At 58.3% G+C, this 22,752-nt stretch carries 23 protein-coding genes, 1 tRNA gene and 1 pseudogene; 6 read left to right on the forward strand and 19 right to left on the reverse strand.

Annotation, left to right across the window (positions count from 1 at the left end; all coding sequences use genetic code 11):
• Window positions 1-21 precede the first annotated feature (21 nt).
• The 12 genes from ACQ4WY_RS06930 to ACQ4WY_RS06985 form a co-directional block, all read right to left on the reverse strand.
• Window positions 22-471 (reverse strand): DUF6916 family protein, encoded by a 450-nt coding sequence (locus tag ACQ4WY_RS06930; RefSeq protein WP_436503359.1) that lies wholly within the window; start codon window positions 469-471, stop codon window positions 22-24.
• A gap of 14 nt (window positions 472-485) precedes the next feature.
• The gene (locus tag ACQ4WY_RS06935; RefSeq protein WP_436503360.1) at window positions 486-2,498 is read right to left on the reverse strand and encodes a S9 family peptidase; all 2,013 of its coding nucleotides are present in this window, start codon (window positions 2,496-2,498) and stop codon (window positions 486-488) included.
• Between the two features lie 389 nt (window positions 2,499-2,887).
• Window positions 2,888-3,259 carry a helicase gene (locus ACQ4WY_RS06940; RefSeq protein ID WP_436503361.1) on the reverse strand — a complete coding sequence of 124 codons (372 nt, stop codon included), beginning with the start codon at window positions 3,257-3,259 and terminating at the stop codon, window positions 2,888-2,890.
• A gap of 5 nt (window positions 3,260-3,264) precedes the next feature.
• Window positions 3,265-4,110 (reverse strand): alpha/beta fold hydrolase, encoded by an 846-nt coding sequence (locus ACQ4WY_RS06945; RefSeq protein ID WP_353660620.1) that lies wholly within the window; start codon window positions 4,108-4,110, stop codon window positions 3,265-3,267.
• A 61-nt stretch (window positions 4,111-4,171) separates the two neighbouring features.
• A complete protein-coding gene (locus ACQ4WY_RS06950) occupies window positions 4,172-5,149 on the reverse strand; it encodes an alpha/beta fold hydrolase (RefSeq protein WP_436503362.1) in 978 nt (325 codons plus the stop codon).
• Between the two features lie 41 nt (window positions 5,150-5,190).
• Window positions 5,191-6,408, reverse strand: a complete 1,218-nt coding sequence (locus ACQ4WY_RS06955) for an NADH:flavin oxidoreductase/NADH oxidase family protein (protein WP_436503363.1) — start codon at window positions 6,406-6,408, stop codon at window positions 5,191-5,193.
• On the reverse strand, window positions 6,402-7,586 hold the full coding sequence (locus ACQ4WY_RS06960; RefSeq protein WP_436503364.1) for a thiolase family protein: 1,185 nt from the start codon (window positions 7,584-7,586) through the stop codon (window positions 6,402-6,404). Before ACQ4WY_RS06960 ends, ACQ4WY_RS06955 begins: the two co-directional genes overlap by 7 nt.
• A 2-nt stretch (window positions 7,587-7,588) precedes the next feature.
• Window positions 7,589-7,759 carry a hypothetical protein gene (locus ACQ4WY_RS06965; protein ID WP_436503365.1) on the reverse strand — a complete coding sequence of 57 codons (171 nt, stop codon included), beginning with the start codon at window positions 7,757-7,759 and terminating at the stop codon, window positions 7,589-7,591.
• A gap of 93 nt (window positions 7,760-7,852) precedes the next feature.
• Window positions 7,853-8,230 (reverse strand): hypothetical protein, encoded by a 378-nt coding sequence (locus ACQ4WY_RS06970; RefSeq protein ID WP_436503366.1) that lies wholly within the window; start codon window positions 8,228-8,230, stop codon window positions 7,853-7,855.
• A gap of 4 nt (window positions 8,231-8,234) precedes the next feature.
• Window positions 8,235-9,311 carry an alkene reductase gene (locus ACQ4WY_RS06975; protein WP_436503367.1) on the reverse strand — a complete coding sequence of 359 codons (1,077 nt, stop codon included), beginning with the start codon at window positions 9,309-9,311 and terminating at the stop codon, window positions 8,235-8,237.
• A gap of 31 nt (window positions 9,312-9,342) precedes the next feature.
• On the reverse strand, window positions 9,343-10,140 hold the full coding sequence (locus tag ACQ4WY_RS06980) for an SDR family NAD(P)-dependent oxidoreductase (protein ID WP_436503368.1): 798 nt from the start codon (window positions 10,138-10,140) through the stop codon (window positions 9,343-9,345).
• Between the two features lie 98 nt (window positions 10,141-10,238).
• Window positions 10,239-10,847, reverse strand: a complete 609-nt coding sequence (locus ACQ4WY_RS06985) for a TetR/AcrR family transcriptional regulator (RefSeq protein ID WP_436503369.1) — start codon at window positions 10,845-10,847, stop codon at window positions 10,239-10,241.
• A 683-nt stretch (window positions 10,848-11,530) separates the two neighbouring features.
• Here ACQ4WY_RS06985 and ACQ4WY_RS06990 point away from each other — a divergent pair.
• Window positions 11,531-11,647 (forward strand): annotated as a pseudogene (locus ACQ4WY_RS06990) (transposase domain-containing protein); the annotation flags it as partial.
• 73 nt (window positions 11,648-11,720) lie between these two features.
• Here the strand turns inward: ACQ4WY_RS06990 and ACQ4WY_RS06995 are convergent.
• Window positions 11,721-12,833 carry a helix-turn-helix domain-containing protein gene (locus ACQ4WY_RS06995; RefSeq protein WP_436503370.1) on the reverse strand — a complete coding sequence of 371 codons (1,113 nt, stop codon included), beginning with the start codon at window positions 12,831-12,833 and terminating at the stop codon, window positions 11,721-11,723.
• Window positions 12,834-12,966: 133 nt separating this feature from the next.
• On the opposite strand from ACQ4WY_RS06995, the gene ACQ4WY_RS07000 reads away from it, so the two are divergent.
• The 3 genes from ACQ4WY_RS07000 to ACQ4WY_RS07010 all read left to right on the forward strand — a co-directional run bounded on the left by ACQ4WY_RS07000 (window position 12,967) and on the right by ACQ4WY_RS07010 (window position 14,944).
• Entirely contained in the window at window positions 12,967-13,809 is an 843-nt protein-coding gene (locus tag ACQ4WY_RS07000; RefSeq protein ID WP_436503371.1) for an SDR family NAD(P)-dependent oxidoreductase, read from the forward strand.
• 105 nt (window positions 13,810-13,914) lie between these two features.
• A complete protein-coding gene (locus ACQ4WY_RS07005) occupies window positions 13,915-14,211 on the forward strand; it encodes a YciI family protein (RefSeq protein WP_436503372.1) in 297 nt (98 codons plus the stop codon).
• A gap of 25 nt (window positions 14,212-14,236) precedes the next feature.
• Window positions 14,237-14,944 (forward strand): SDR family oxidoreductase, encoded by a 708-nt coding sequence (locus ACQ4WY_RS07010; protein WP_436503373.1) that lies wholly within the window; start codon window positions 14,237-14,239, stop codon window positions 14,942-14,944.
• 125 nt (window positions 14,945-15,069) lie between these two features.
• Here ACQ4WY_RS07010 and ACQ4WY_RS07015 read toward each other — a convergent pair whose 3' ends face one another.
• Both ACQ4WY_RS07015 and ACQ4WY_RS07020 read right to left on the reverse strand, forming a co-directional pair.
• On the reverse strand, window positions 15,070-16,191 hold the full coding sequence (locus ACQ4WY_RS07015) for an MFS transporter (RefSeq protein WP_436504404.1): 1,122 nt from the start codon (window positions 16,189-16,191) through the stop codon (window positions 15,070-15,072).
• 102 nt (window positions 16,192-16,293) lie between these two features.
• Complete coding sequence (locus tag ACQ4WY_RS07020) at window positions 16,294-17,385, reverse strand: alpha/beta hydrolase (RefSeq protein ID WP_436503374.1); 1,092 nt, start codon at window positions 17,383-17,385, stop codon at window positions 16,294-16,296.
• Between the two features lie 224 nt (window positions 17,386-17,609).
• Here ACQ4WY_RS07020 and ACQ4WY_RS07025 point away from each other — a divergent pair, with 224 nt between their 5' ends.
• Window positions 17,610-18,503, forward strand: coding sequence for a LysR family transcriptional regulator (locus ACQ4WY_RS07025; RefSeq protein ID WP_436503375.1), 894 nt, complete (start codon window positions 17,610-17,612; stop codon window positions 18,501-18,503).
• Window positions 18,504-18,783: 280 nt separating this feature from the next.
• Here ACQ4WY_RS07025 and ACQ4WY_RS07030 read toward each other — a convergent pair whose 3' ends face one another.
• Window positions 18,784-20,010, reverse strand: a complete 1,227-nt coding sequence (locus ACQ4WY_RS07030) for an FAD-dependent monooxygenase (protein ID WP_436504406.1) — start codon at window positions 20,008-20,010, stop codon at window positions 18,784-18,786.
• Window positions 20,011-20,150: 140 nt separating this feature from the next.
• Here ACQ4WY_RS07030 and ACQ4WY_RS07035 point away from each other — a divergent pair, with 140 nt between their 5' ends.
• A complete protein-coding gene (locus tag ACQ4WY_RS07035; protein ID WP_436503376.1) occupies window positions 20,151-21,092 on the forward strand; it encodes a LysR family transcriptional regulator in 942 nt (313 codons plus the stop codon).
• A 155-nt stretch (window positions 21,093-21,247) separates the two neighbouring features.
• On the opposite strand, the gene ACQ4WY_RS07040 is transcribed toward ACQ4WY_RS07035, so the two are convergent.
• The 3 genes from ACQ4WY_RS07040 to ACQ4WY_RS07050 all read right to left on the reverse strand — a co-directional run bounded on the left by ACQ4WY_RS07040 (window position 21,248) and on the right by ACQ4WY_RS07050 (window position 22,734).
• Window positions 21,248-21,517 (reverse strand): hypothetical protein, encoded by a 270-nt coding sequence (locus tag ACQ4WY_RS07040; RefSeq protein WP_436503377.1) that lies wholly within the window; start codon window positions 21,515-21,517, stop codon window positions 21,248-21,250.
• A 423-nt stretch (window positions 21,518-21,940) separates the two neighbouring features.
• A tRNA-Pro gene (locus ACQ4WY_RS07045) sits at window positions 21,941-22,017 on the reverse strand.
• Between the two features lie 102 nt (window positions 22,018-22,119).
• Window positions 22,120-22,734, reverse strand: a complete 615-nt coding sequence (locus ACQ4WY_RS07050) for a TetR/AcrR family transcriptional regulator (protein WP_436503378.1) — start codon at window positions 22,732-22,734, stop codon at window positions 22,120-22,122.
• Window positions 22,735-22,752 lie beyond the last annotated feature (18 nt).

Below are 22,752 nucleotides of genomic sequence, written 5' to 3' on the forward strand. Positions count from 1 at the left end.
ATTGCCTGGCCCGCCCCTTTTTTAGTTGAACACTGCCTGATACAGGAAACCTTGGCCATCACGCGCCACCGGCACCAGGAAGATGCCTACCTCGCCAAACGCATCATGCTGCAGCTGAAAGATTTTTTGGCTGAAGAGGATGGGCGAACTATTATGGAATAACAAGCTGAACGGCGCGCGCAGCATGCCCTCGATCGTAGCGGATGGCAAGGCACACACCTCCTTCAGGATGAAAGCGGCATTCCCGTCGCTGACCGAGACAAAGGTATCGTTGACGCGGGTGGCGAAGTGTTCCAGAGTCAATATATTCATCATTGCAAGTATTCCATTCCATGAGCGCCGTGATTGATTTATTCTAATGGAAGCATTGCTGCTTTGGCACAACTTTTGACCTGAAACTCCCCAATCTGCGCTTGGCAGAAATGCGGCGGCCGGGTCATCAAGCTCGGCCGCCTGCACTGCAACTGACATGCCGCTTTCGCCGCCTAGCGCATCGCCTCCAGCAAGCCAGGAGCAAACTCGGCGCCATGCTTGACCTGCGCGGTGGATGCCTTCAGGGTGGCACCGATCGGCTCGGCGCGGCCAGCCAGGCATTGACCCAGGAAGTTTTCCGTCACCGCATTGAAGGCGATGTTGTTCACGGGCCGGGCAAAGCCATGGCCTTCATCGGGGAACAGCACATACGTGACGGGAATATTCTTGGCCGCCATGGCCGCCACGATCTGGTCCGATTCAGCCACATTGACGCGCGGGTCGTTGGCGCCCTGGCCAATCAGCAGCGGGCGCTGGATGTTCTGCGCGAAATTCAGCGGCGAACGCTCCTTCAGCAGCGCCTTGCCCTCTTCCGTGGTCGGGTCGCCCATGCGCTTGTAGAACTGTTGCTTGCCCGCTTCCCAGTACGGCGGGATGGTTTGCAGCAAGGTGAACAGGTTCGACGGGCCGACGATATCGACGCCGCAGGCAAAGGTCGTCGGCGTGAACGCCATGCCGGCCAGGGTCGCGTAGCCGCCGTACGAGCCGCCCATGATGGCCACCTTGTCGGCCGTGGTCACGCCACTCGTCACGGCCCATTGCACGGCGTCGAGCAAGTCGTCATGCATCTTGCGGCCCCACTGCAGGTCGCCGGCCGAAATGAATTGCTTGCCGAAGCCCGTCGAGCCGCGGAAGTTCACCGACAGCACGGCGTAGCCGCGGTTGGCCAGCCACTGGTGGTAGCCGTTGTAGCCATACGTATCGCGCGCCCACGGACCGCCGTGCACCAGCAGCACCATCGGCACCGCCTGCGACGGTGCGCCGCCGGCGTTCGCCTTCGATGCCTGCGGCAAGGTGAGATAGGACACCAGGGTCAGGCCGTCGCGCGCCTTGATTTGCTGCGGATACATGGGCACCAGCGGCGCGCCTTCCAGTTCCGGACGCGTCACGTACAGCCGCGTGAGCTTTTTGGTCTTGCGCTCATACAGCCAGCTCGATGGCGGCGCCGTGACGGCATCGACGGCCACCAGCCATTTATCGTCGGCCTCCGTACGCGACGTCACCGTGAACTGGCCCTGGGTATTTTTTTTCAGGAAGGCCAGGTCGCCTTTCAGCTCGTCCGTCAGCGGCAGATATTCCTGCTGCAGATAATTGACCGTATAGGCCTGCACCCGGCCCGTGCGCGTGTCGTACAGGGCATCGGCGATATCGGTGCGCGGGTCTTGCGCCACCACCGTGCTCTTGCCGCTGGCCACGTCCTGCGCCAGCAGCGCCGATGTATTGCGGCCGCGCGAATCGGCCCAGTACAAGGTCTTGCCATCGACCGTGAAGGCCAGCGGCTCCGTGGTCTGCGCATCTTCCAGTCCGACTTCGGCCAGCGGCGTGCTCTCGACCTTGCCATCGGTCAGGCGGAAATACTGCATGCCGCCATCGGCGCGCGCCTTGCTGGCGATGCGCAAGTTGAGCAGTTCATCGGCGACATAACCGCCATAACCATCGTTCTGCTGCACCAGGGTCAGCTTGCCGCTGGCCAGGTCCAGGCTGTACACGTCGTGCCAGCGCGCATCGCGGTTATTGATGCCGACGAGGATGCGGTCCTTCACCTTGCTGCTGATCTGGACTATCCGCACGCGGGTCTTCTCGAACGGCGTGTAATTGATCTGTTTGCCGCTCGCCACATTCACGCCGTACAGCAGGAAGTTTTCATCGCCGCCCTTGTCCTGGATGAACAGCAGGGTTTTCGAATCAGGCGACCAGAAGCTGCTGCGGATGGGCCGCACCTTTTCATCCGTCAGCGGGCGCGCCTGCGCCAGGTCGCTGGCCGGCGCCACCCATACATTGAGCACGCCATCGCGCGGCGCGATCCACGACAGCCACCGCCCATCGGGACTGAGCTTGCCACCGGACTTGCTGGGATTGCCGAACAACTTGGCCCGCTCGATCAGCGGCGTTTCCTTGACAGGGGCTTGGGCGTGCGCCGGCAGTACGCTGGCGAACAACAGGACAGGCAGGACATAGCGAATCATGGACACCTCATGGTTGATGAATGAAGGGAAACTTCACACGTGCATGTGCCAGCCAATCATAGGCCAAAGCAGTATTGCCAGGTTGACTACGCGACAGAGGACGGAAAACGGGGGATAGAATGGCGAAAATGGGGGCTGGCTAACGGACGAATGAAATTCAAGCGATATCAGTTGCGTCTGCAGCTAATCTCGGCCCGACCGCTGATGGCTAACGCGTCTTTGTCGTTGACCGTCGAATACTTAGTATATGGAGACATCGCCGGGCATTTTCTCTTGCTCGATCATGTCGACCATGCCGACCGAATTCATTGGGCCAGATGTTGGTGCAAGCAGCGCTTTGAACGACGCAGCTCCCCCTCTTCGCAGGGGGAGTTTTTGGAATGGCGATGTTAGGTTTTACCGGGCTGCAGGAATTCGGTCAAACCTTGGAACCACATCACCTCGACAAAGTCGCCACTGATGGCCAAATCTTCCGTATGCAAGGCTGTCAGGAAGGCGTCCTTGCTCTCCTTGGCGGAAAGGATGGCAAAGCCGCTAGGCCCATCTCTGAACGTCATGATGAAACCGGGTGCCTTGATCAATCCGGCTGCAGAATTGACTTTTCCTTCCGCTATCGTGAAATGGCGCCCGGCCCCGCTTCGAGTCTGCATCTGGAAAACCAGTTTTTTGCCTTGGACATACTTGGCGCATGCGGGGTTGCTCTTGACGGCCCTTTGCAACAACTTGGTCAGTGCCCACAGCAAAAATTTAAATTTGAGCATGATGATCACTCGTCAAGAAACTGGATGGCGTGCATCAGGAAGCGCTCCGGATACTGAAACTGGGCGCCGTGGCCGGCATCCGGATAAATGAATAACTGCGCGTTTGGAATGTTTTGGGCCATGTGCCAGGAATTGATGGAAGGAATCATCACATCATTCACCCCATTCAGGATAAAGGTCGGCTGTTTGATTTCGTGTAAATGGACGTACGGGGTGGTCGGATCCAGTTTCGGCAAATAGTACATATTGGCTTCGATCTGGGCCTGGATAACGGCTGGGGAACTGGGTGGATCCTGATCAACGCGTTGATGGCGGCGGTTCCAGAACTCGCGTCCGGCTTTTTTTGCAGCCTCGGAGCGCCCAAAGAACAGGAACAGGAAATCATCGACGGTCGGCACCGGACGCGGCGCCACTTCCAACACACCGGGATCCGAATCCGGATTTCCACCGCGCGGGCCAGTGCCAAGCAGCATCAGCTTGCGCACCAGGTCGGGATGCCGGCGCGTCAGGTCCTGGGCCTGGAAACCGCCCAGTGAAAACCCCAGTACATCGACTTGGCGCAGGCCAAGTGCGCGGATGACCGCGGCCGCGTCGTCGGCCATGTGCTCGATGCGCGTGCGTGGTACGCCGGTAGAGGATGCAACGCCGCGTCCGTTGTAAAGAATGACTTCGCGCCCGGCAGCCAAGCCATCTGTCAGGAGCGGATCCCAGTGATCCATACCTCCACGAAAATGTTGAAGTAAGAATACTGGTGCTTGTCCGGACGTGCTGTTGCCCCAACGGCGGTACGCGAATTTTTCTCCATCTACTTCGATGAAACGGGTGGGGGCGGTCAGGTGAGTAGTAGTCATGATCTGGTCTTCCTGTTAATTTTGTTAAACTTCGTTATGTATACGCATGGTTCTGGTCGCGTTAGCGCGCCAGGAACGCCAGCGCTTCGGGTACAAATGTGACATGAAACTGGAATATGCCGCCGTGACCGGCATCGGGATAGATGGCGAGGGTGCTGTGTGGAATCCGCCGTGCGAGGTCGCGCGAATTTACGGTAGGAACCATCCGGTCATGATCGCCATTAACGATCAATACGGGCTGCTTGAGCACCGACAGGTCAGCTGGCTGTTTTTGCCCCCACGCCTTCAAGGCCTGCAACTGTGCGATGTATGCGGCAAAGGTGATTTCCTTGTCGCGGTTATCCACTCGCTCCTTTAAGCGCGCCAGGAATGCCTTGCCTGCTTCGATGCCCTTGGGCGTGCGGGTGAAGAAAAGGAATTGCTTGGGGTCCGGGCCGGTGAAAAGTCCCTTGAGCAGATCGACATTGGCGACGCCGGCCACCTCGCTGATGCCTTCACCACCTGCCGGGCCAGTTCCCGCGAGTATCATCTTGCGCACCAGTTGTGGCTCCTTGAGCGCAATTTCTTGGGAGATCATGCCGCCCATCGAAAAACCGAACAGGTCAACCTGCGGGTAGCCCAGTGCCTTGATGAAGGTAATGGCGTCGTCCGCCATCTGCTCGATTGAGTTCGGTGAAGAACCACTCGACGCGCCGACACCACGGTTGTCGAAGACGATCACATGATGCTTTGCAGCGATACCGTCCACGACCCGGGGATCCCAGTTATCCAGGACTGCGGCCAAGTGGTTGAGAAAAACCACGGGCGTTCCGCCATTTTGCTGGCCCAGTTCCCGATAGGCGAAATTTACTGCGCCTGCGGCAAGGAATTGTGTGGGAACCTTGCTCCAGGTGATCGCCTCTGCCTGCGCCACCGGAACCGGATTGGCCTGAGTGGCGCCTGCGCCGTCCGCGCTTGCCGCCGACGAGACCGATGGTGCGGCCAGGGCGAAAGCCAAGACGCCTGCTGCCAGTGCCTGTTGCTTCAATGAATTGTGCATTTTATGAAACTCCACGGTGTGAAATTGCTCGATGTCTGGCACTAAGCCCGCAGGCGACGCGTTCTGAACGTACCCCAGCCGCTTATTACCAGGGACTTCACCAGGGCCCATAAACCGCTTTCGTCTGGCCGCGGATTGCCGCCGGCAGCGATGCGCTTCAGTTGCAGGGAGTACCACAGAATCTCCATCAGGCCCAAGCCGTCGATCTGCTTGATCCCCGTCTTGATCGGACGTACGCTTTGCTTGCTGTCCTGTCCCTGCAACAGAGCCGTCGGCGCATCGGGATCAATTACCATCAGGCGCGCCAGCCCGACTACGTCGACTGCCCCGGAGCGCAGTGCCGCGTTCATGCCTGCTACGCTACGGAATCCACCGGTGACCATCAGCGGTACCGGGACCACGGCGCGCACCTTCTCGGCAAACTCGATAAAGTAGGCTTCGCGTGCCTGGGTGGATGCCTTTATTGGTTGTGCGACGCCGGTTTCGTAGGTGCCGCCAGAGATTTCCACCAAGTCGATTCCTGCATCGACCAGCGCCCTGACTACTGCCAGCGACTCCTCTTCGGTAAAACCTCCGCGCTGGAAGTCCGCCGAATTGAGCTTGACCGCAACCGGGAAGTCACTGCCGACCTGGCGCCGGACTTCGGCGTAGACAGCCAACAGAAAGCGACTCCTCTTTTCCGGCGTACCACCCCATTCATCATTGCGCTGGTTGTGGTGCGGCGATAGGAACTGATTGATCAGATAACCATGCGCCGCGTGGATTTGAACACCGCTGAAGCCGGCCTTCTTGCAGATCGCTGCACTGCGGCCGAATCGTTGAATGATTTCAGTGATTTCGGCAGTTGTGGCCTCGCGCGGCGTATCGAACAGCGCCGCCAAGTCCTTGCTGAACGGTACCGCCGATGGCGCCAGATTGCTGGCATTCAGGCCCTTGGTCGATTGCTTGCCGGGATGATTGAGCTGCACCCATATCGCGGCGCCCTGATCGGTTGCCGCATGCGCCCATTGCGTCAAGATGGGCAGGTCGCACTCGTCCTCGATCACGACATTGCCAGGCTCGCCCAATGCGCGGCGGTCGATCATCACATTTCCGGTGATGAGCAGGCCAATGCCCGACGAGGCCCAGCGTCGATACAGCCGCACCAGGTTCGGCGTCGGATGGTTGGCATAGGTTGCCAGCGTTTCGCTGGTGGCCGCCTTGGCCAGGCGGTTACGCAGGACGGCGCCGTTCGGCAGAGATAAAGGTTGGGTCAGCATGCGCGCTCCAGGCACAGTGCAATGCCTTGGCCACCGCCGATGCACAGCGATACCACTGCTTTGTTTTTTCCGGTACGTTGCAGCGCATGGGCAACCCTGGTGATCAGGATGGCCCCGGTTGCACCGATCGGGTGGCCGTGGGCGATCGCGCCGCCGTCGATGTTGAAGCGCGCCGGATCGATCTGCAATTCATCGCGCACGACGATGGCGATGGCAGCGAAGGCTTCGTTCACTTCGACCCGGTCAACCTCGCCTATGCTCCAGCCAGCACGGTCCAGCGCCTGGCGTATCGCCGGCAGGGGCCCGAGACCGAAATAGCCGGGTTCGACACCAGCAACGCCTATGCCACGGATGATGAGCATTGGTTCCAGTCCGAACTCGCGCGCAATTGCGCTGTCGCAGACGATCATCGCAGCCGCACCGGCGTTGACGCCTGGGGCGCTACCGGCAGTGATGGTGCCATCGGGCCGAAACACCGGCTTCAGCCGCGCCAGCGTTTCTTGCGTAGTGTCAGGCCGGCCGGACTCATCGACTGCGAAGGCAATTGGACCCTTTTTTCCATTCAAGATCAGTGGCTCGATCTCGTCGCTGAACCAGCCTGCGGCCTGAGCCGCGGCAAAGCGCTGCTGACTTTGCGCCGCGAAGGCATCTTGCGCCTCCCGCGTGAGGCCGTACTTTTGCACCAGGTCTTCGGTATGCCAGCCTGAGTGCCGCGTCGAGAAAGCGTCGTGCAGGCCATCGAGCAGCAGCGCGTCGATCGCTTCAGCGTTACCCATGCGGGCGCCAAAGCGCATGCCAGGCAACAAGTACGGCGCGCGATCCATGTTCTCGGCGCCGCCGGCGATGACCATCCGCGACAGGCCGGAGGCAACTTCCGCATAGGCGGTAGCGACCGCTTGGGCGCCCGAGCCGCACACCCGGTTCACGGTCAGCGCCGGCACGGCCACGGGCAAGCCGCCGCCGATTGCAGCTTGCCGTGCAATGTTCATGCCGTTGCCAGCCTGGACGACATTGCCGATTACCACCGAATCGACCAATGCGGGGTCCAACCCGGATCGGCGCAGGGTGGCCGCGACGGCGTGGGCGCCGAGCGCGCTGGCGGGCGTGTCTTTCAGCGAACCGCCGAAGCTGCCGATCGCGCTGCGAACGGGTGAACAGATGAAGATGTCTTTACTCATTGCTAGTCCCTCAGTAGATGCCTGTCCTTGGTGAAACGCAGGTCGGTAAAAAACACAGCGGCGGCTGGGCACACATAAATATGATTTTCATCATATTTGTCAGCATGGATTGAAATACGCGTGCATGAAATGGCTTGTACGGCTGAGTAACCTTTCAGGGCGAGTGCTTTCATCGTTCCCCTCTTTTTATGTATGTTCAAGCTATGCTGGCAAGACTGCCGCCTCTCCGCCGCGCAGAATTGTCCCTGCGCTCTGCGGTGCAAGGCCTACGATGCTGCTCGGCTTACGTGTAACAGCGCCAGCGCGAGCAAGAGTTCAATCACAACAGCGGCTAGGATGCCAGCCCTTACATGGCCGGCTGCCAGCTCAAAAATACCCAGCGATGCCAGTACAAAAGAGGCCACCGCCAGTCCCTTGCTCATGGCCGAGCGTGCCAGCGATGCTGACGCGTTTCTGGCCAACCAGAACATCACTGCAATACCAGCATAGAGAGCCGCCGCGCGACGCCCGACCAGGTCGGTCTCTGATGTAGCCGCGATCCCCCATCCCACTAGCACCCGCTGCGGCTCAAACATCCACACGAGCGCCAAGGCAAGAAAAAGTAGCGAGGTCAATATCGCCAGATGGTGGAAGCTGAGTTTCATCGCATCATCCCGCCAGCGCCGGATAGTCGGTATAGCCCTGCGCACCACCGGTGTACAACGTTGCGGGATCGAGGGGATTCAAGGGCTCGTCCTGACGCATGCGCGCGACCAGGTCGGGATTGGACAGGAACGGCCGTCCCATGGCGATCAAGTCGGCAATACCTTCGTTAAGCGCCTGTTCCGCGCTAGTCTTGTTGAAGCCCCCGGCGAGAATGAAGGGGCCGTGGAACGCAGCACGCAGCGCCGATTTCAGTGCCTCCGGCACCGGCGGCGTACCACTGGCGGAATGATCCAGTACGTGTACGTACATCAGACCCAACGCAGACAATTGCTTGACCAGCGCAATATACTGCTGGTCCACGCCGTCAAAGGCGGCGGTGGCGTTGACGACACCGTAAGGCGACAGTCGAACGCCGACGCGGGCGGCACCGATCTCCTTCACCGTCGCTTTGGCGATCTCCAGCAGCAGCCTGTTGCGTCCTTCAACGCTGCCACCATAGCCATCCGTGCGACGGTTGATATGTGGATTGAGGAATTGTTCGATCAGGTAACCGTTAGCCCCGTGCAATTCAATACCATCAAAACCAGCGGCGACAGCCAACCGCGCCGTGCGCACATGCTCATCGATGGTGCTGGCGATGTCCGCCTCGGTCATCGCACGCGGCGGCGTATGGGCTTGAATGCCAACGGTATCGGTGCGCATTTCGCCGGGACACACCTCTGCTGAAGGCCCCAATACTTCCGCGCCACCAGGCATGTTAGCGAGATGGCTTACCCGGCCGGAATGCATGACTTGCAGGACGATCTTGCCACCTTTGGCATGAACGGCCTCGGTCACTAACTTCCAGCCTTCTGCCTGGGCCTCGTTGAACAAGCCAGGCATGCGGGCATATCCCAGGCCGTTGGGCGACGGCGAGGTGCCTTCGGTGATGATGAGTCCAGCTGATGCACGCTGGCCATAGTAGGTGGCCATCAAGCTGTTTGGTGTGTTGTGTTCGAGCGCACGCTGGCGAGTAAGCGGCGCCATCACGGCGCGGTTGCTGAGCTGGGTGCCACGCAAATCGAAGGCTTCAAATAACATGTTTATCTTTCATTGCAGGAGCAAATGTGAATCAGGCCGGCAGCAATCGCGGTGCGACCTTGCCGGTATTGGTGCTGGAAAAAAGTTCGGCACGCGCCGCTTCAAAACGTTCGATTACGGCGACGTCGGCCACTGCAGGCAAGGTCATACTTTCTCCCTTGTCGAGCGCGGACAGCGCGGCATCCACCATCGCGTCTGTCGACATGACGGTATCGGGATTCAGCGTGGCCAGCGGTACGCCGGACTGGTCCCAGACCTCAGTGGCCGTCGCCGCCGGAAGCACAACCTGCACCGTTACTGCAGTGCCTAGCAATTCCTGCTGCAGCCCGCGGCTGAAACTCAGAACAAACGCTTTGGTGCCGCTGTACACTGCGCTGATCGGCAAGGAATGCAGCGCCAGTGCCGAGGAGACATTAATGATCAAGCCTTCGTTCCGCGCCTTCATTCCCGGCAAGGCTGCGTGCGCCAAGCGCGTCAACGCGGTGATGTTCAGCGCAATTTGCGCTATGGAATCTTGCAGCGCGCCGCCAGCGATCGGAGCCAACCGTGCAATGCCGGCGTTGTTGACCAATACGCTTACCGCCGGGTTGGTCGCCAACACTTCCGCCACGCTGGCTTGACCTTCGTCCGTCGCCAAGTCGGCGACAAGTGGCGTGACTCTTACCCCATGCGTCGTAGCAATCGTAGTGGCCAGCGATTGCAGGCGCTCTGCGCGCCTGGCAACCAGTACCAAGTCATAGCCGCGTTGGGCGAAACGGTCGGCATACACCGCACCTATCCCCGACGAGGCGCCGGTGATCACTGCAGTTTTTCGGGAAGATGTAGACATTGTTGTTCCTCTCAGGGGTTAAAAATGGCTTGCTGGCCAGCTTGCTGCATTAAAATATGATACGCATCATATTTTGTTTTAAAAAAAAGCCGAAATGCTTATTCGGCCGCAGGGGTAAATTGTTTCATCGTAGCAGCCCGCAATGCCTCAGACAGTGCCGGATCGTCGACCGCGCGCGCTATCATGGTGGTGCCGATCAGCGCACATAGCAGCGCCATTGCCTGTTCATGCGTCTGCTGCTTGCCCCAGTCAGGTAACTGGCGCGCAATCAGATCGATCATCTCCTTGATGTGCAAGGTGGCCGCATGCCGCACTTCAGGCGACTGGCGTGGCATTTCCGATCCCAACGCCGACACCGGACACCCTGTCTCAATCGCACCGATATGTTCAGGTGACAGATAGGCCTGCATGATCGCTTGCAGCGCCTGCCCGGGTGGCGCTGCCGCCACAACACGCGACGCCAACGCAACCGAATCAGCACACGCTCGATCGCCAGCCTCGACCAACAAAGCATCGCGCGATGCGAAGTGCGCGTAGAAGCCTCCGTGCGTCAGACCGGCCTCCTTCATGATGTCCGCCACGCCGGTACCATCATAGCCGCTACGACGGATTGCACGCGCCGCCACCTCGACGATGCGATCGTGCGAAATTTCTTTGCGACTTCTGACTGCGCTTTTGGTATATTTCTTTTGCATGACGATCATCATATACCATTTTTGCTTTGCCTGCACCCAGCACTTTAAAATAGGCAAGGCAGCACATCTTGGCCTCCCCCCGTCATTTGAGATGCTTTTGCAGCCGATTTTTTCGACGGTGCTATGTCGAACTTGAGGTGGATTTGAGACAGACGAGTTTGGGAAAGCCGGTGGCGATAGCAGCCATCGCCCGTCATGTCGATTTCCCAAAAAAAGATGGATCAGCAACGCCCGCAGTTGTTCAGCGCATCGCCGGTCGGTGGCTTTGAAAATTAATCGCCCCCAGTACCAGCAAAATAGCAGCAGTGGCACTGCTCATGGTCAGGGATAAAATCCATAGTTGCTTGTTTCTGCGCCATTGTGAGCACGATACGTATGCCGCGCCCGCTCAGTCCACTGCAGGACTGCCGATCGCCTCTCTGATCTGACGAACATCGCGCGCCGGCGGTGCGCCGAACTGCCTGAGATATTCGCGGCTGAATTGCTAAGGACCGTGAAGGCCACATCGGATGCCATGCGCCAGCGAGGAACAATTGTCGCGCTACCTGCAAGCTGAGCTTTTTGTGAAACTGCAGCGGACTGAGGCCGCTTATCGCCAGAAAATGGCGATGCAGGCTGGCTCGGCTCATGCCAATTGCATCGCATAGCGCCTCGATGCGCAAGTGGGTGTTGTAATTATCCTTTACCCACCCCACCGACTGAACGGTGTCGACCCCGAAGCCTGGTTGCGTCATGTGCTGACGTATATCGCCGATCATCGCGTCAACCAGCTTGATGATTTCTTGCCCTGGAACTGCAACTTGCCAGCGGCTCCTTCAGATGACGCAGCTTCCCAATGGGTAGATGCCATCGTTAGCCAATTTGCTATTTCTACTCAAGACGTCCCTATACATGATCTTTAAGGCGTACAGTTTTCGGAGTTTTTCCGGTCCAAGATTGGAACGCTCTGGCAAACGAGTTGGCGTCCTCAAAGCCCAGTAGGAAAGAGATTTCAGCGCTCGACATTTCTGTATTGCGCAGATAGTGATGCGAAAGCGACTGGCGTAGCACATCAAGCGTCTGTTGGAAGCTGGTCCCCTCATCTTGAAGCCGGCGCTGGAGGGTACGGACGCTGACCGCAAGCTTTCGACTGACCGATTGCATTGACACCTCACCAGCAGGCATGGCTTCTAACAGTGTGCCGCGCACCCGCGCCACCATGCTTGCCGTCTTGTCCAGATCCGCCAACCTCTGGCGCAGAGAAGGCTCAAAAAACAACCACATTTTGTGATTTTCTGTCAGGAACGGCCGTTCCATGTCTTCATTCGAAAATACCAGGGTCGCTAGCGGGGCGTCGGTGACACCAATGCCGAAATAATGCTGGTAAGCCAGCGCATGACGGCTCTCGTCAACCGCCGAGGGCAAGCTCACGCTCAGGGGTTGCACATGGCTGCGTGTAGCCAACCGCGCCAGCTGGACGAAGAACACCAGCTTAAATGCCAGGAACACTGCCGGCGGCGGCAGGGTATGGTCCATGAAATCGATGGTGACTATTGTGTGAGCAACGCGGCGGTCGACGCCGATAAACATCGGCGCGATCAGTTTGACATAGGTAGCAATCCGTTCAAGTGCGCCGGCCAGGTTTGCGCTGCACAACGCGGCGAATAGTTCGGGATCGAACCAATCGGACGACATGACCTTCGCTATCTGCAGTGCCGTCGGCAATTCTGGATCAATAGATGCCGCCTCGGCATCGATAGCTGCCCAAAGCTTAAAAAAGTTGACTGGGTCCAGACGGACATTTTGGCGCGCAAATAGATCACCCGGAAGCTGTGCACGTCGCAAAACCGGTGATGCTGAAATACCGGCATCCTGCATCAAAAGGCGCCAGCCTGGCCAGATTGCGTAGTCCAGTGTCCGGCCGTGGCGGCCGCCTGGTGTCGGGATGGTTTTAGTATTCACAGGCTGAGTGTAACGCGCAAAATATGCCATCGCAACAGCAGAACGCGCCAATTTCATGTGTTTTCAATTGGCGTGTTTCGCTGTCAAATTGGCGTGTTCGGCTAGTGATGATGGCGTGAATTGCAGGCAAAGTGACGGGAACGGTAGGGGCGCAGAAAAATTCTTTATACCCCGTGTTTTACCGAAATCAATGAGCAAACTCATCCAACCAATACTGGGTCACACAATGAAAAAAACGGTCTTAATTACCGGCGCATCGTCGGGTTTTGGCTTGATGCTTGCCAATAAACTCCATCACGACGGCTACACGGTAATCGGCACTTCCCGCCAGCCGGAAAAATATGCGCGCAGTGTGCCGTACACGCTGCTGCGCCTCGATCTGGACGACGACACCTCCATCGAGTCGTTCACGCGTGAGCTCTTCACGCATATCCGCCATCTCGATGTTCTGGTCAACAACGCTGGCTACATGGTGACGGGCATCGCGGAGGAAACGCCCATCGAAGTGGGCCGTCATCAGTTCGAGACCAACTTCTGGGGCACCGTGAAGGTGACCAACGCCTTGTTGCCTTACTTCCGCAAGCAGAAAAGCGGCCAGATCGTCACGGTCAGCTCGATTGTCGGCCTGATTGGCCCACCCAACCTGTCATATTACTCGGCGTCAAAACATGCGGTGGAGGGCTACTTCAAGGCGCTGCGTTTTGAATTGAACGACTTCAACATCAAGGTCAGCGTGGTGGAGCCGGTCTGGTTCAAAACCAAACTCGCCGACAATTCCGTCTCATCGACGGGCGGCAGTATCTCGGACTACGACACCTACCGCAAACAGCTGCGCGCAGCGACCCAAAAAGGCATCGACGAGGCCGAAGCACCCGATGCGGTCATCAGCACCATCAGCAAGATCATAGAGAGTAAAGAGCCGAAGTTCAGCAACCCGGTGGGCAAGATGACCGGGATGATGCTCTTCTTGCAGAGCTACGCACCCAAAATGTTCGAGGGCGCGATTCTCAAAAGCGTCAAGACCGCAGCGTAAATTTGTGCCGGCTCCCGGCATAAATCGATGACCTGCAGCCGACCATATGGGCTATTACTCCGGCGCAGGAAACGAGCAATTGCAAGCAAATGAAAAGGCTAAAAAATGAAATATTATCTGTGTAAATTCGTGCCGCCGCGCGCTGATTTTCTCACCACCATGTCGACCGATGAACTGACGTGGATGAAACAACATGGCGATTTTCTTAACGACCTGCTCGCGAAAAACGTGATCGTCGCGCACGGTCCGGTGATCGACGCCACCGGCGGTTACGGCGTCTCGCTATATCAGATCGCCGATAACGAAGACATCGCATCTTTTACTTCGCAAGACCCAATTGTCAAAAATGGCGTGGGCCACTATGAACACTACGTGATGCTGCATCTGGCATCGCGTCCCTAAACCCCTTTTTTGGAAAATCACCACCATGAAAATTCAAGGCTCTATCGCGCTCGTCACGGGCGCCAATCGCGGGCTGGGCGCAGCGTTCGTGCGCGCGCTGCTGGCCGCCGGCGCGGCCAAGGTCTACGCCGCCGCGCGCAACCCATCGGACATCACGGCCTCAGGCGTGGTACCGGTGCGCCTGGATGTCACCCGTCCCGACCAGATTGACGCGCTCGTCCGTGAACTGGGCGATGTGAATCTGTTGATCAACAATGCCGGCATTGGCGGTTCTGGCCCGGTGCTTGCAGCCGCATCCATCGATGCGTTGCGCCAGCAATTCGAAGTCAACGCGATCGGGCCGTTGCGCATGGCGCAGGCATTCGCGCCGACCCTGTCCGCCAGCAGTGAAAGCGCCATCATCAATGTGATCTCGGCCCTAAGCTGGGCCACATTGCCCGGCGTGACCGGTACCTACAGCGCGTCCAAATCAGCTGCCTGGGCCTTGAGCAATGCGATGCGGCAGGAATTGACGGCACAGGGGACGGAGGTGCTGTCGCTTCACGTCGCTTTCATGGACACCGATATGGCACGCGGTGTGCCGGGAGCCAAAGCGTCACCTGATGAGGTTGCGCAGATGGCACTCACCGCGCTGGAGGGCGGACAATCCGAGGTCCTGGCTGATGACGTAAGCCGCAACGTACATGCCGGCCTGACAGCGGTGCCGCCGCTATATCTAGGCATGCTGGGCTAGCATGGCTAGATTGGCCGTGCCACCTGGTTAGGAGGCATTCGCTCTTGCAGGCTACTGGGGGCCGGGTGCTTTAAGTACCGCTGGCTTGCGTGTCATCATGGCTTGCCCCTTCGTTGGTAAACGGCTTAGCTTGCCTGCAGCGCTTGCGCGCGCGAGGTTAGGAAGGCAGCCAGCAGTAGTACGGCAGCGCTGGCGATGAACGTGCTCTGATATCCGCTCTTGTCGAACAGCAAGCCGCCCATCGTGGAACCGAGGGCGATGGCGAGTTGCACGACGGAAACCATCAACCCGCCCCCCGCTTCTGCATCGCGCGGCAGCGTTGTCGCCAACCATGACCACCAGCCCACCGGCGCAGCGGTCGCGACAACGCCCCAGATGCCCAGCAGTACCGTCACGGCAGCGACCTTGCCGCCAAAGAGGGTCAGCGCCACGGCGATCAATGCCATCAACACGGGAATGGCGACCAGCGTGCGGGAAAAATTCCACTTCAGGAAATTGCTGATGACTGTCGTGCCGATAAAGCCGCCTGCGCCAATCGCCAGCAGTATCAGCGACAGCGTGGATATGTCTACGCGCGTCACGCTTTCAAGAAATGGACGCAAATAGGTGAACAAGGCGAACTGTCCCATGAAAAACGTGCTGACAGCCAGCATGCCCAGGGCAACCTTCGGGTCACGCAGCAGTGTGAAGACCTTGCGCGAACCCGCCGAGCTAGCCTGGGGCGGCATGGAAGGCAGACTGATCCACTGCCAGACAAAGGCAACCAGGGCCACTGGCACCAGGCAAAGGAAGGCACCACGCCAGCCGATGACGGAACCGAGATAACTACCCAGGGGCGCGGCGACGACGGTTGCCAGCGCATTGCCGCCATTGAAGATGGCCAGCGCGCGCGGCACCTGATGGGGCGGCACCAGGCGCATCGCGGTAGCGGCCGACAAGGACCAGAAACCGCCAACAACCACGCCGATTAGCGCACGTCCCGCCATGTACAGAAAATAGTTCGGCGCCATCGCGACGACGGCCCCGGAAATGGCCATCAGTGCGGTCAGCCCCAGCAGGAGCATCTTGCGGTCCATGCTGCCAGCGATTGTGGAAATCGACAGGCTGGTGAGCACGGCGAAGGCGCCGGAGATGGCAATGCCCTGTCCTGCCAAGCCTTCGCTAACCAGGAGATCCCTGGCCATGGGCGTCAACAGGCTGACTGGCATGAATTCCGAGGCGATCAGCGCGAAAACGCACAGCGTCATTGCGAAGACACCGCCCCACATGGCCGCTTGCGTAACGGCATCAGCGTGCCCGTGCACGCCATCCGGGGTTGCTTTGCTGATTGGTGCTGTCATGGGATGCGCCTAGGCCAGATTCTTGTGGAAAAACGCGTTCAGCTTGTCCCAGGGGATGAGCTTGACCCGGTCATACAGGTCGACGTGCCCGGCGCCTGGCACGATCACCAGTTCCTTCGGCTCCGCACTGAGGCGATAAGCATCTTCGCTAAACTCCCGGGAATGCGCCTGGTCGCCCGTAATGAACAACATGGGGCGCGGGGAAATCGTCTCGATATCGTTGAACGGGTAGAAGTTCATGAACTTGACGTTGCTGGCCAGCGTCGGGTGCGTCGTCAGTTCGCGCGACGACCCTGACGGCGTGAATTCGCCGCGCGAGGTGCGATAAAAGTCGTAGAACTCGCGCTGGATGGGATGCGTATTGGCGTCGAGCTGGTGCACGGTGCCACCGGTGTAGGCGATTGCGCCACCGCCAAACTCCACGTAGCGCTGTTGCGCCGCCTCTGCAATGATCTGCTTGCGCTGCGCTAGCGTCTGCGAGTGGTTCAGCGCGTTGCGGTTGGCGGCGCCCATGTCGTACATGCTGACAGTGGCAATAGCCTTCATGCGCGGATCGATTTTGGCGGCACTGATAACGAAACTGCCGCTGCCGCAAATGCCGAGGACGCCGATCCGTTCCCTATCGACGAACAGCTGGGTGCCCAGATAGTCCACCGCCGCACTGAATGCTTCGGCGTAGATATCGGGTGCCACGGCGTTGCGCGGCTGGCCGGCGCTGTCGCCCCAGAACGACTGATCGATGGCCAGGGTGACAAAGCCCTGTTCGGCCAGTTTCTGCGCGTACAGGTTCGAGCTTTGCTCCTTCACCGCACCCATTGGGTGGCCGATGATGATCGCGCGATGCCTGGCATTATGGTCGAGGTCCTTGGGCGTGAACAGATTGCCGACGACCTGCATCTGGTACTGGTTGTTGAAGCTGACCTTGCGTGCAGTGACTGTCGCGCTTCTGTAAAAGTTGTCGGCTTTGTTGGACATATCCGGCACTGGCTTGGTATCGGCAGCGAACGCCGAACTACCGGCAATGGAAAGGCTACCCAGCACGGCCATGCCGGTGCCAGCACTCTTTAAGAAATCGCGGCGCGCTACATCATCTATGTTCATGTCTGTTTCTCCAGTTCGTTCGGTATGGGCTGGGCGTATTACGTTTAGCGACATCGTACGTGGCGATTAGCGCATTGGCGCACCGAAAACTCGAACAGACATATGTGTTACAGCCATGAATACTCTATATATTTATATTTAAACTCACACATTCCCCTTAATATCATAGATAGTTGGGCAACACGCCGAGACATCATCAACTGCAGGTTTCAGGAATTATCAAAATGGCCAGAGACAATATTATTGATATTCTTATATTTTTCGAAGTCGCTCGCCAACGCAGCTTCACCCGTGCCGCCATCAAGCTGGGCATGTCCCAATCCACGCTCAGTCATATCATTCGGGATCTGGAAGCCAGGCTGGGCGTGCGGCTGCTCAATCGCACGACGCGTAGTGTTTCACCCACAGAAGCAGGCCAGCGCCTGCTGAGCAATGTCGCACCGCGACTTGAAGAGGTCCATGCAGAAATCGCTGCAGTGAGCGATTTGAATGGCAAACCGGCGGGCACGGTGCGCATCACCGCCATTGACCATATTATCGATACATTGTTGTGGCCAAGACTGGCGCCGGTGCTGCCTCACTATCCCGACCTGCATATCGAGATTCAATCAGATTACAAGCTGATCGATATCGCGGCGGACCGCTATGACATCGGAGTGCGTTATGGAGATCAAGTCGAGGAGGATATGATTGCAGTCAGGCTCACGCCGGACATTCCTACCATGATCGTAGGCTCGCCTGACTACTTCTCTTGGCATTCGCAACCAGTCAACCTAGAAGATCTCTTGAAACATAATTGCATCACGCTGCGGCTCGCAAGTAGTGGTGGCATTTATGCGTGGGAGCTGCAGCATGATGGACGCAACTTGGAAGCCCGGGTGAGTGGCCAAGCGGTATTTACCAGCGCCGTGTCCATGGTACAAGCCGCCTTAAGTGGTAATGGCTTGGCATTCGTGACGGAAGATCTGGTGGCCGAGCATGTACGTGACGGACGATTGATCAGCGTCATGAGTGACTGGTGTGGAAAGTTTCCGGGCCTCCATGCCTACTATCCCAGCCGCCGCCACGAATCGAGGGCGTTACGGATTGTTGTCGAAGCCATCCGTCACAAGGAGTAAGCCAAGAAGCAAATCGTCAATTGATGTGTCCGAGCCGCTGCAACATACAAATCATCTTTCTGGATGTCCGCAACCCGTTGCCGCCGTTCGAGTTTCGATGACCAATGTCTGCTATGTAACGCTTACCGGCTGGTGCCCACATGCAAGCTGACCGGATGCGTGGAAAGAGGCGTTTGCATAAAACCTGATGAAACGCATCCAGCGCCTGTCAAGCTCAGCCGGCCGCTCGGCTTTCGTCACGGGGGACATGACTTTTTATCCGTGCGGAATCCAGCACACATCATTCAATGCGGTACAGGCTGTCAAAGCCACCTCCCTCCACTGACATGCTGTCAGCGCCACCAAGCATCGGTAGACCCTGGCTCCATCCGGCTGCCAAGACCTGCACGTCACGGACAGGATCGGACGCCTTGGCCCTCTCGTTGCGGATGCGACAGGTTTCGGGATCTGTGGCGAACAACCCACGTGCGAAGACCCGGCCCTGTTCCGCCAGCCTTGCGGTTTTGGGGGCGCGAATTTTCGCAAACGCCTGGAAGATATCTTCCAAGCCGCCACTTGCACCATCCAGGCACCGGGCCAAATGCCACGCATCCTCCAGCGCCTGGCAGGCTCCTTGCCCCGACGTCGGCAACGGTGCGTGTGCGGCATCCCCGATCAGCAGTACATTCGCCCGACTCCATGTATGCAGTGGCTCCAGGTCATGCACCGCAATCAGCCGGATGGCATTCTCGGGCGTAGCACGGATGATGCCTGAGATCGGCTCAGGCCATTCCGCGAACAGATTCTCGACCTCCTTGTGCATATCTGCGGTGGGCGTGGCCTCATTTAGGGGCCGTGCCTGCGCCGCGGCCCAATACACCAGTTCGGGTCGAATCGCCACGCAACCAAAACGCTTGCCCGCCCCCCAGAAGTCCTGAATCGAAACATCGTCCACCAGCGCATGCGGCCCCTGCGCCACGCCAATCCAGTTCACAAAGCCTTGATAGATTGGTGTGTTGTCACCCGCGACAAACTTGCGCGCCACTGATTCCATGCGACCGTCGGCCCCAATGAGCAGATCCGGGCGGATGCTCGCGCCATTTTCGAAATGGGCCACGGCTCTACCATGAGTATCCAGCTCAATGGCCACCGCCCGGCGCCCGAACTCCACCGGAATCCCCGCCCGAGCCGCATGATCCAGCAACACCTCCTGCAAGTGCCTGCGCAGCACCGTGTAGGTTGGGTATCCCATCGTCCGGTCCAGCAAACCAATATCGAGGCCCCCCAGTGCATTTCCCGCAGCATCCTGGCGACGCATTGTCAGCGGTCTACCGCCAATGGCCTCAATGTCTTGCAGCAGTCCCAGTTCTTCCAGCACAAAGCTGGCATTGGGCCAGAGCGTCACGCCGGCCCCCATGGTTGCCGGTACCGCACGGCGCTCATAGACCCGAGGGTTATAACCCTGCTTGCGCAATGCCAGTGCCACGCTCAGGCCCGCAATACCGCCGCCAAGTATTCCAATTTCCATGTTGAAGCTCTCCTTGTTCATATGGTGCCCGGTGCACGGTCCACCGCGTCACATCGAGCAAAAGGGTAGTTTAAATCTCACCACTACAGAGAACTAGCATGCGAAAATGGGGCATTTTCATACCTCAAGCGGGATAATCAATGCGCGATGTACTCGATCTGAATACTGTCCGTGTCTATGTCGCAGTTGTTGATGAGCAGAGCTTTGCTGGCGCATCGCGTCTATTGGCCATGCCATCCTCCAACGTCAGCCGCCACGTTGCCGCACTGGAGCGCAGACTCGGCACACGCCTGCTGGAGCGAAGCACTCGTCACCTGCGTATGACGGAAGCCGGTCGACTGCTCTACGAACGAGCAAAACCCTTGCTTGACACTCTGCTCTCCACGCAGGAAGAGCTCGGTGCGGTACAGCGCGAACTGCGTGGTCCTCTGAAGATGTGCATGCCTGGGGAGGCACCAAGGTTGCTGGCTCCCATCCTCGCCGAATTCTGTAGCCTCCATCCAGGCATCGAGCTCGAATGCGATACCCGGATGACCGGCCTGGAGGTACTTCGAGAGGACGTCGACCTTTCAATCGTCTTCCACCGGGGCCATCAGGAGGACAGTACTTTCATCACCCGCGAACTCGCCACACTGCCCAGCATCGTGGTTGCCGCCCCCTCCTTGCTGGCCAGGACCGGCATGCCACGCCATGTGCGCGAACTGAAGTCTCTACCCTGCATCACCACCCTCAGTGCGCTGAAAGGCCAGCCCTGGCAGTTTCAGGACGCTGCGGGAGAAATCGTCAAGGTGCCGGTCCGCAGCCGCTACCGCGTCAACAGCGGAGAACTGGCCGTGGCTGGCGCACGGCAAGGCATCGGCTTCGCGATTGTGGCGGCCTATCCCTGCCAAGAAGATCTTGCTACGGGCCGATTGCAGGAGGTACCACTGGACCTGTGTCCCGCGCCACTGCAATTGCTGGGGGCATACAGCCATCGCCATTCCGTGACTGCGCGTGTGCGGGCGCTGCTGGAATTGATACAAGTGCGGTTGGCTGAATCGGTTAACCCTCCCGTGGACCCCAGACCTTGTGGGACGGTCTAGGATCGAGGTGGTGCACTGGACTCAAAGTGGAGTCTTTCGGAGCGCAAGCGGTCGCTCGGTATGACTTTCTCAATGTCAGCTTTTGGCCGGTTGCCGACGTTCATGTGCGACAGCTTCCGACCCGAAGCGGTCATAGAACTACCGAAGTAGGCGGATCAATGAAGTGAATTCACAGCGTCTTGGATATCGTTGATCAACAAGGCGAGATCGGGCTTTGCGCCGTACATGTCGAGTTCGCGAGTGGCAATCAATCCCATGGACAGCGGCCCTGGCGCTGGGTCGGAAGGACATCCAGACACAAATCCTTCGCACCAACCTAGTTGTCGTAGGATAGATTGCCCAGGCGGCCAGCCTTTCGCTGCCAGAGGCTGAATCTGCTGAATAGCTGATTGAATCTTCCGCAAGAGCATTATTTTATCTTCCATTTTTTCTTGCTCGCGCGAGTGACCGCTTGTGGCTGCCGGTTGCCGTAGTTGCCAGGTACCGCCCGAAACGGACATTCGAGCTATCGGCTACTTCGTAGCTCCTTCGCACATCTGTCGCTCTTTATCCCACCTGCCACCACGGTCCCAAGCAACTGTCTATTCGCACTTCGTTCCGTAACCACAGGCCGACGGCGACCATTAATGCAAGCACAAATGCCCCAAGCAGACGTTTTCTAGTTTTCATTCGTATTGGTCGGTAGCGAATAGGAGAATTCGAAAGTCCGCAGCCGATAGCGGACATCGGCAGGCGGCGATGAAATCATACGTCACGTAAACGGAAAAACCCAGTACCGATATTATACAAACGTATAATATACAGTACTGGGTTTCTATACAGCTTGCGCTATAACTCCTTGAATCTAATGGTCGGGGCGAGAAGATTCGAACTTCCGACCCCATGCACCCCATGCATGTACGCTACCAGGCTGCGCTACGCCCCGACGAGGTGGGAATTATAGCAGAGGCTTTTAGGTTTTTGCCATGCTTTGCGCATGATTCATATCGAACTGCGCAAACTTTTTTGCATGGCCCAGCGAAGCGGCCTATTCGCTCAGCAGGAGTGCCGTCAGGACGATGCGAAAACCGGCGATCAGGGGCTCTACCTTCACATCGGGATTGTGCACCACCCGCACTGGCAAGCCCTGGTACATGGCGATCATGGCATCCAGCCTGCCTTCCAGCATCTCTTCATCAGCCGGCAAGCCGCGCTTGATGCGCGCGTCGCGGATAATCGAAAGTAGTTGCTGGCGCGAGCGCCGGTCCGCGCAATGCAGCATCTCCGCGATGGCGGGGTTGCGCGATGCCTCTGCAAAAATTTCCAGCGGCATCACCCACGTTTTCGGATCCAGGCTTTCCAGCACGTGCTCGCCCGCATTATCGATCACGGCTTGCAGCGGGTCTTCGCGCTGCGCCAGGTCCTGCATCAGGTTCGACACCCGCTCCGTATTCTGCATGACGAAGGCGGCGATGATCGCATCCTTGCTGTCAAAATAATTATAGATGTGGCCCGCGCTCATGCCGGCCGCTTTCGAAATCTCGGCCATGCTGGCGCCGTGAAAGCCGCGGCGGCTGAAACAGCTTTCGGCCGCATCGAGCACCTGCTTGCGCCGCGTGTTGGCGCGCTCGGGATCCGGATGCTTCTTTTCAACTTGGTTCATGACTTTTCCAGTAGCGCG

The sequence above is a fragment of the Janthinobacterium salmonicoloratum genome (assembly GCF_051380845.1).
Classification (GTDB): Bacteria; Pseudomonadota; Gammaproteobacteria; order Burkholderiales; family Burkholderiaceae_D; genus Janthinobacterium; species Janthinobacterium lividum_F.

Excerpts from the sequence above, each read along its gene's own strand:
- ACQ4WY_RS06985 (WP_436503369.1), bottom strand. The coding sequence starts at position 10,847 with ATGATGATCGTCATGCAAAAGAAATATACCAAAAGCGCAGTCAGAAGT.
- ACQ4WY_RS06945 (WP_353660620.1), bottom strand. The coding sequence starts at position 4,110 with ATGACTACTACTCACCTGACCGCCCCCACCCGTTTCATCGAAGTAGAT.
- ACQ4WY_RS06970 (WP_436503366.1), bottom strand. The coding sequence starts at position 8,230 with ATGAAACTCAGCTTCCACCATCTGGCGATATTGACCTCGCTACTTTTT.
- ACQ4WY_RS06995 (WP_436503370.1), bottom strand. The coding sequence starts at position 12,833 with ATGAAATTGGCGCGTTCTGCTGTTGCGATGGCATATTTTGCGCGTTAC.
- ACQ4WY_RS06960 (WP_436503364.1), bottom strand. The coding sequence starts at position 7,586 with ATGAGTAAAGACATCTTCATCTGTTCACCCGTTCGCAGCGCGATCGGC.
- ACQ4WY_RS06950 (WP_436503362.1), bottom strand. The coding sequence starts at position 5,149 with ATGCACAATTCATTGAAGCAACAGGCACTGGCAGCAGGCGTCTTGGCT.
- ACQ4WY_RS06980 (WP_436503368.1), bottom strand. The coding sequence starts at position 10,140 with ATGTCTACATCTTCCCGAAAAACTGCAGTGATCACCGGCGCCTCGTCG.
- ACQ4WY_RS07040 (WP_436503377.1), bottom strand. The coding sequence starts at position 21,517 with ATGGAAGATAAAATAATGCTCTTGCGGAAGATTCAATCAGCTATTCAG.
- ACQ4WY_RS06930 (WP_436503359.1), bottom strand. The coding sequence starts at position 471 with ATGTCAGTTGCAGTGCAGGCGGCCGAGCTTGATGACCCGGCCGCCGCA.
- ACQ4WY_RS07025 (WP_436503375.1), top strand. The coding sequence starts at position 17,610 with ATGGCCAGAGACAATATTATTGATATTCTTATATTTTTCGAAGTCGCT.
- ACQ4WY_RS06940 (WP_436503361.1), bottom strand. The coding sequence starts at position 3,259 with ATGCTCAAATTTAAATTTTTGCTGTGGGCACTGACCAAGTTGTTGCAA.
- ACQ4WY_RS06965 (WP_436503365.1), bottom strand. The coding sequence starts at position 7,759 with ATGAAAGCACTCGCCCTGAAAGGTTACTCAGCCGTACAAGCCATTTCA.
- ACQ4WY_RS06935 (WP_436503360.1), bottom strand. The coding sequence starts at position 2,498 with ATGATTCGCTATGTCCTGCCTGTCCTGTTGTTCGCCAGCGTACTGCCG.
- ACQ4WY_RS07050 (WP_436503378.1), bottom strand. The coding sequence starts at position 22,734 with ATGAACCAAGTTGAAAAGAAGCATCCGGATCCCGAGCGCGCCAACACG.
- ACQ4WY_RS07010 (WP_436503373.1), top strand. The coding sequence starts at position 14,237 with ATGAAAATTCAAGGCTCTATCGCGCTCGTCACGGGCGCCAATCGCGGG.
- ACQ4WY_RS06975 (WP_436503367.1), bottom strand. The coding sequence starts at position 9,311 with ATGTTATTTGAAGCCTTCGATTTGCGTGGCACCCAGCTCAGCAACCGC.
- ACQ4WY_RS07000 (WP_436503371.1), top strand. The coding sequence starts at position 12,967 with ATGAGCAAACTCATCCAACCAATACTGGGTCACACAATGAAAAAAACG.
- ACQ4WY_RS07015 (WP_436504404.1), bottom strand. The coding sequence starts at position 16,191 with ATGACGCTGTGCGTTTTCGCGCTGATCGCCTCGGAATTCATGCCAGTC.
- ACQ4WY_RS07005 (WP_436503372.1), top strand. The coding sequence starts at position 13,915 with ATGAAATATTATCTGTGTAAATTCGTGCCGCCGCGCGCTGATTTTCTC.
- ACQ4WY_RS07020 (WP_436503374.1), bottom strand. The coding sequence starts at position 17,385 with ATGAACATAGATGATGTAGCGCGCCGCGATTTCTTAAAGAGTGCTGGC.
- ACQ4WY_RS07030 (WP_436504406.1), bottom strand. The coding sequence starts at position 20,010 with ATGGAAATTGGAATACTTGGCGGCGGTATTGCGGGCCTGAGCGTGGCA.
- ACQ4WY_RS07035 (WP_436503376.1), top strand. The coding sequence starts at position 20,151 with ATGCGCGATGTACTCGATCTGAATACTGTCCGTGTCTATGTCGCAGTT.
- ACQ4WY_RS06955 (WP_436503363.1), bottom strand. The coding sequence starts at position 6,408 with ATGCTGACCCAACCTTTATCTCTGCCGAACGGCGCCGTCCTGCGTAAC.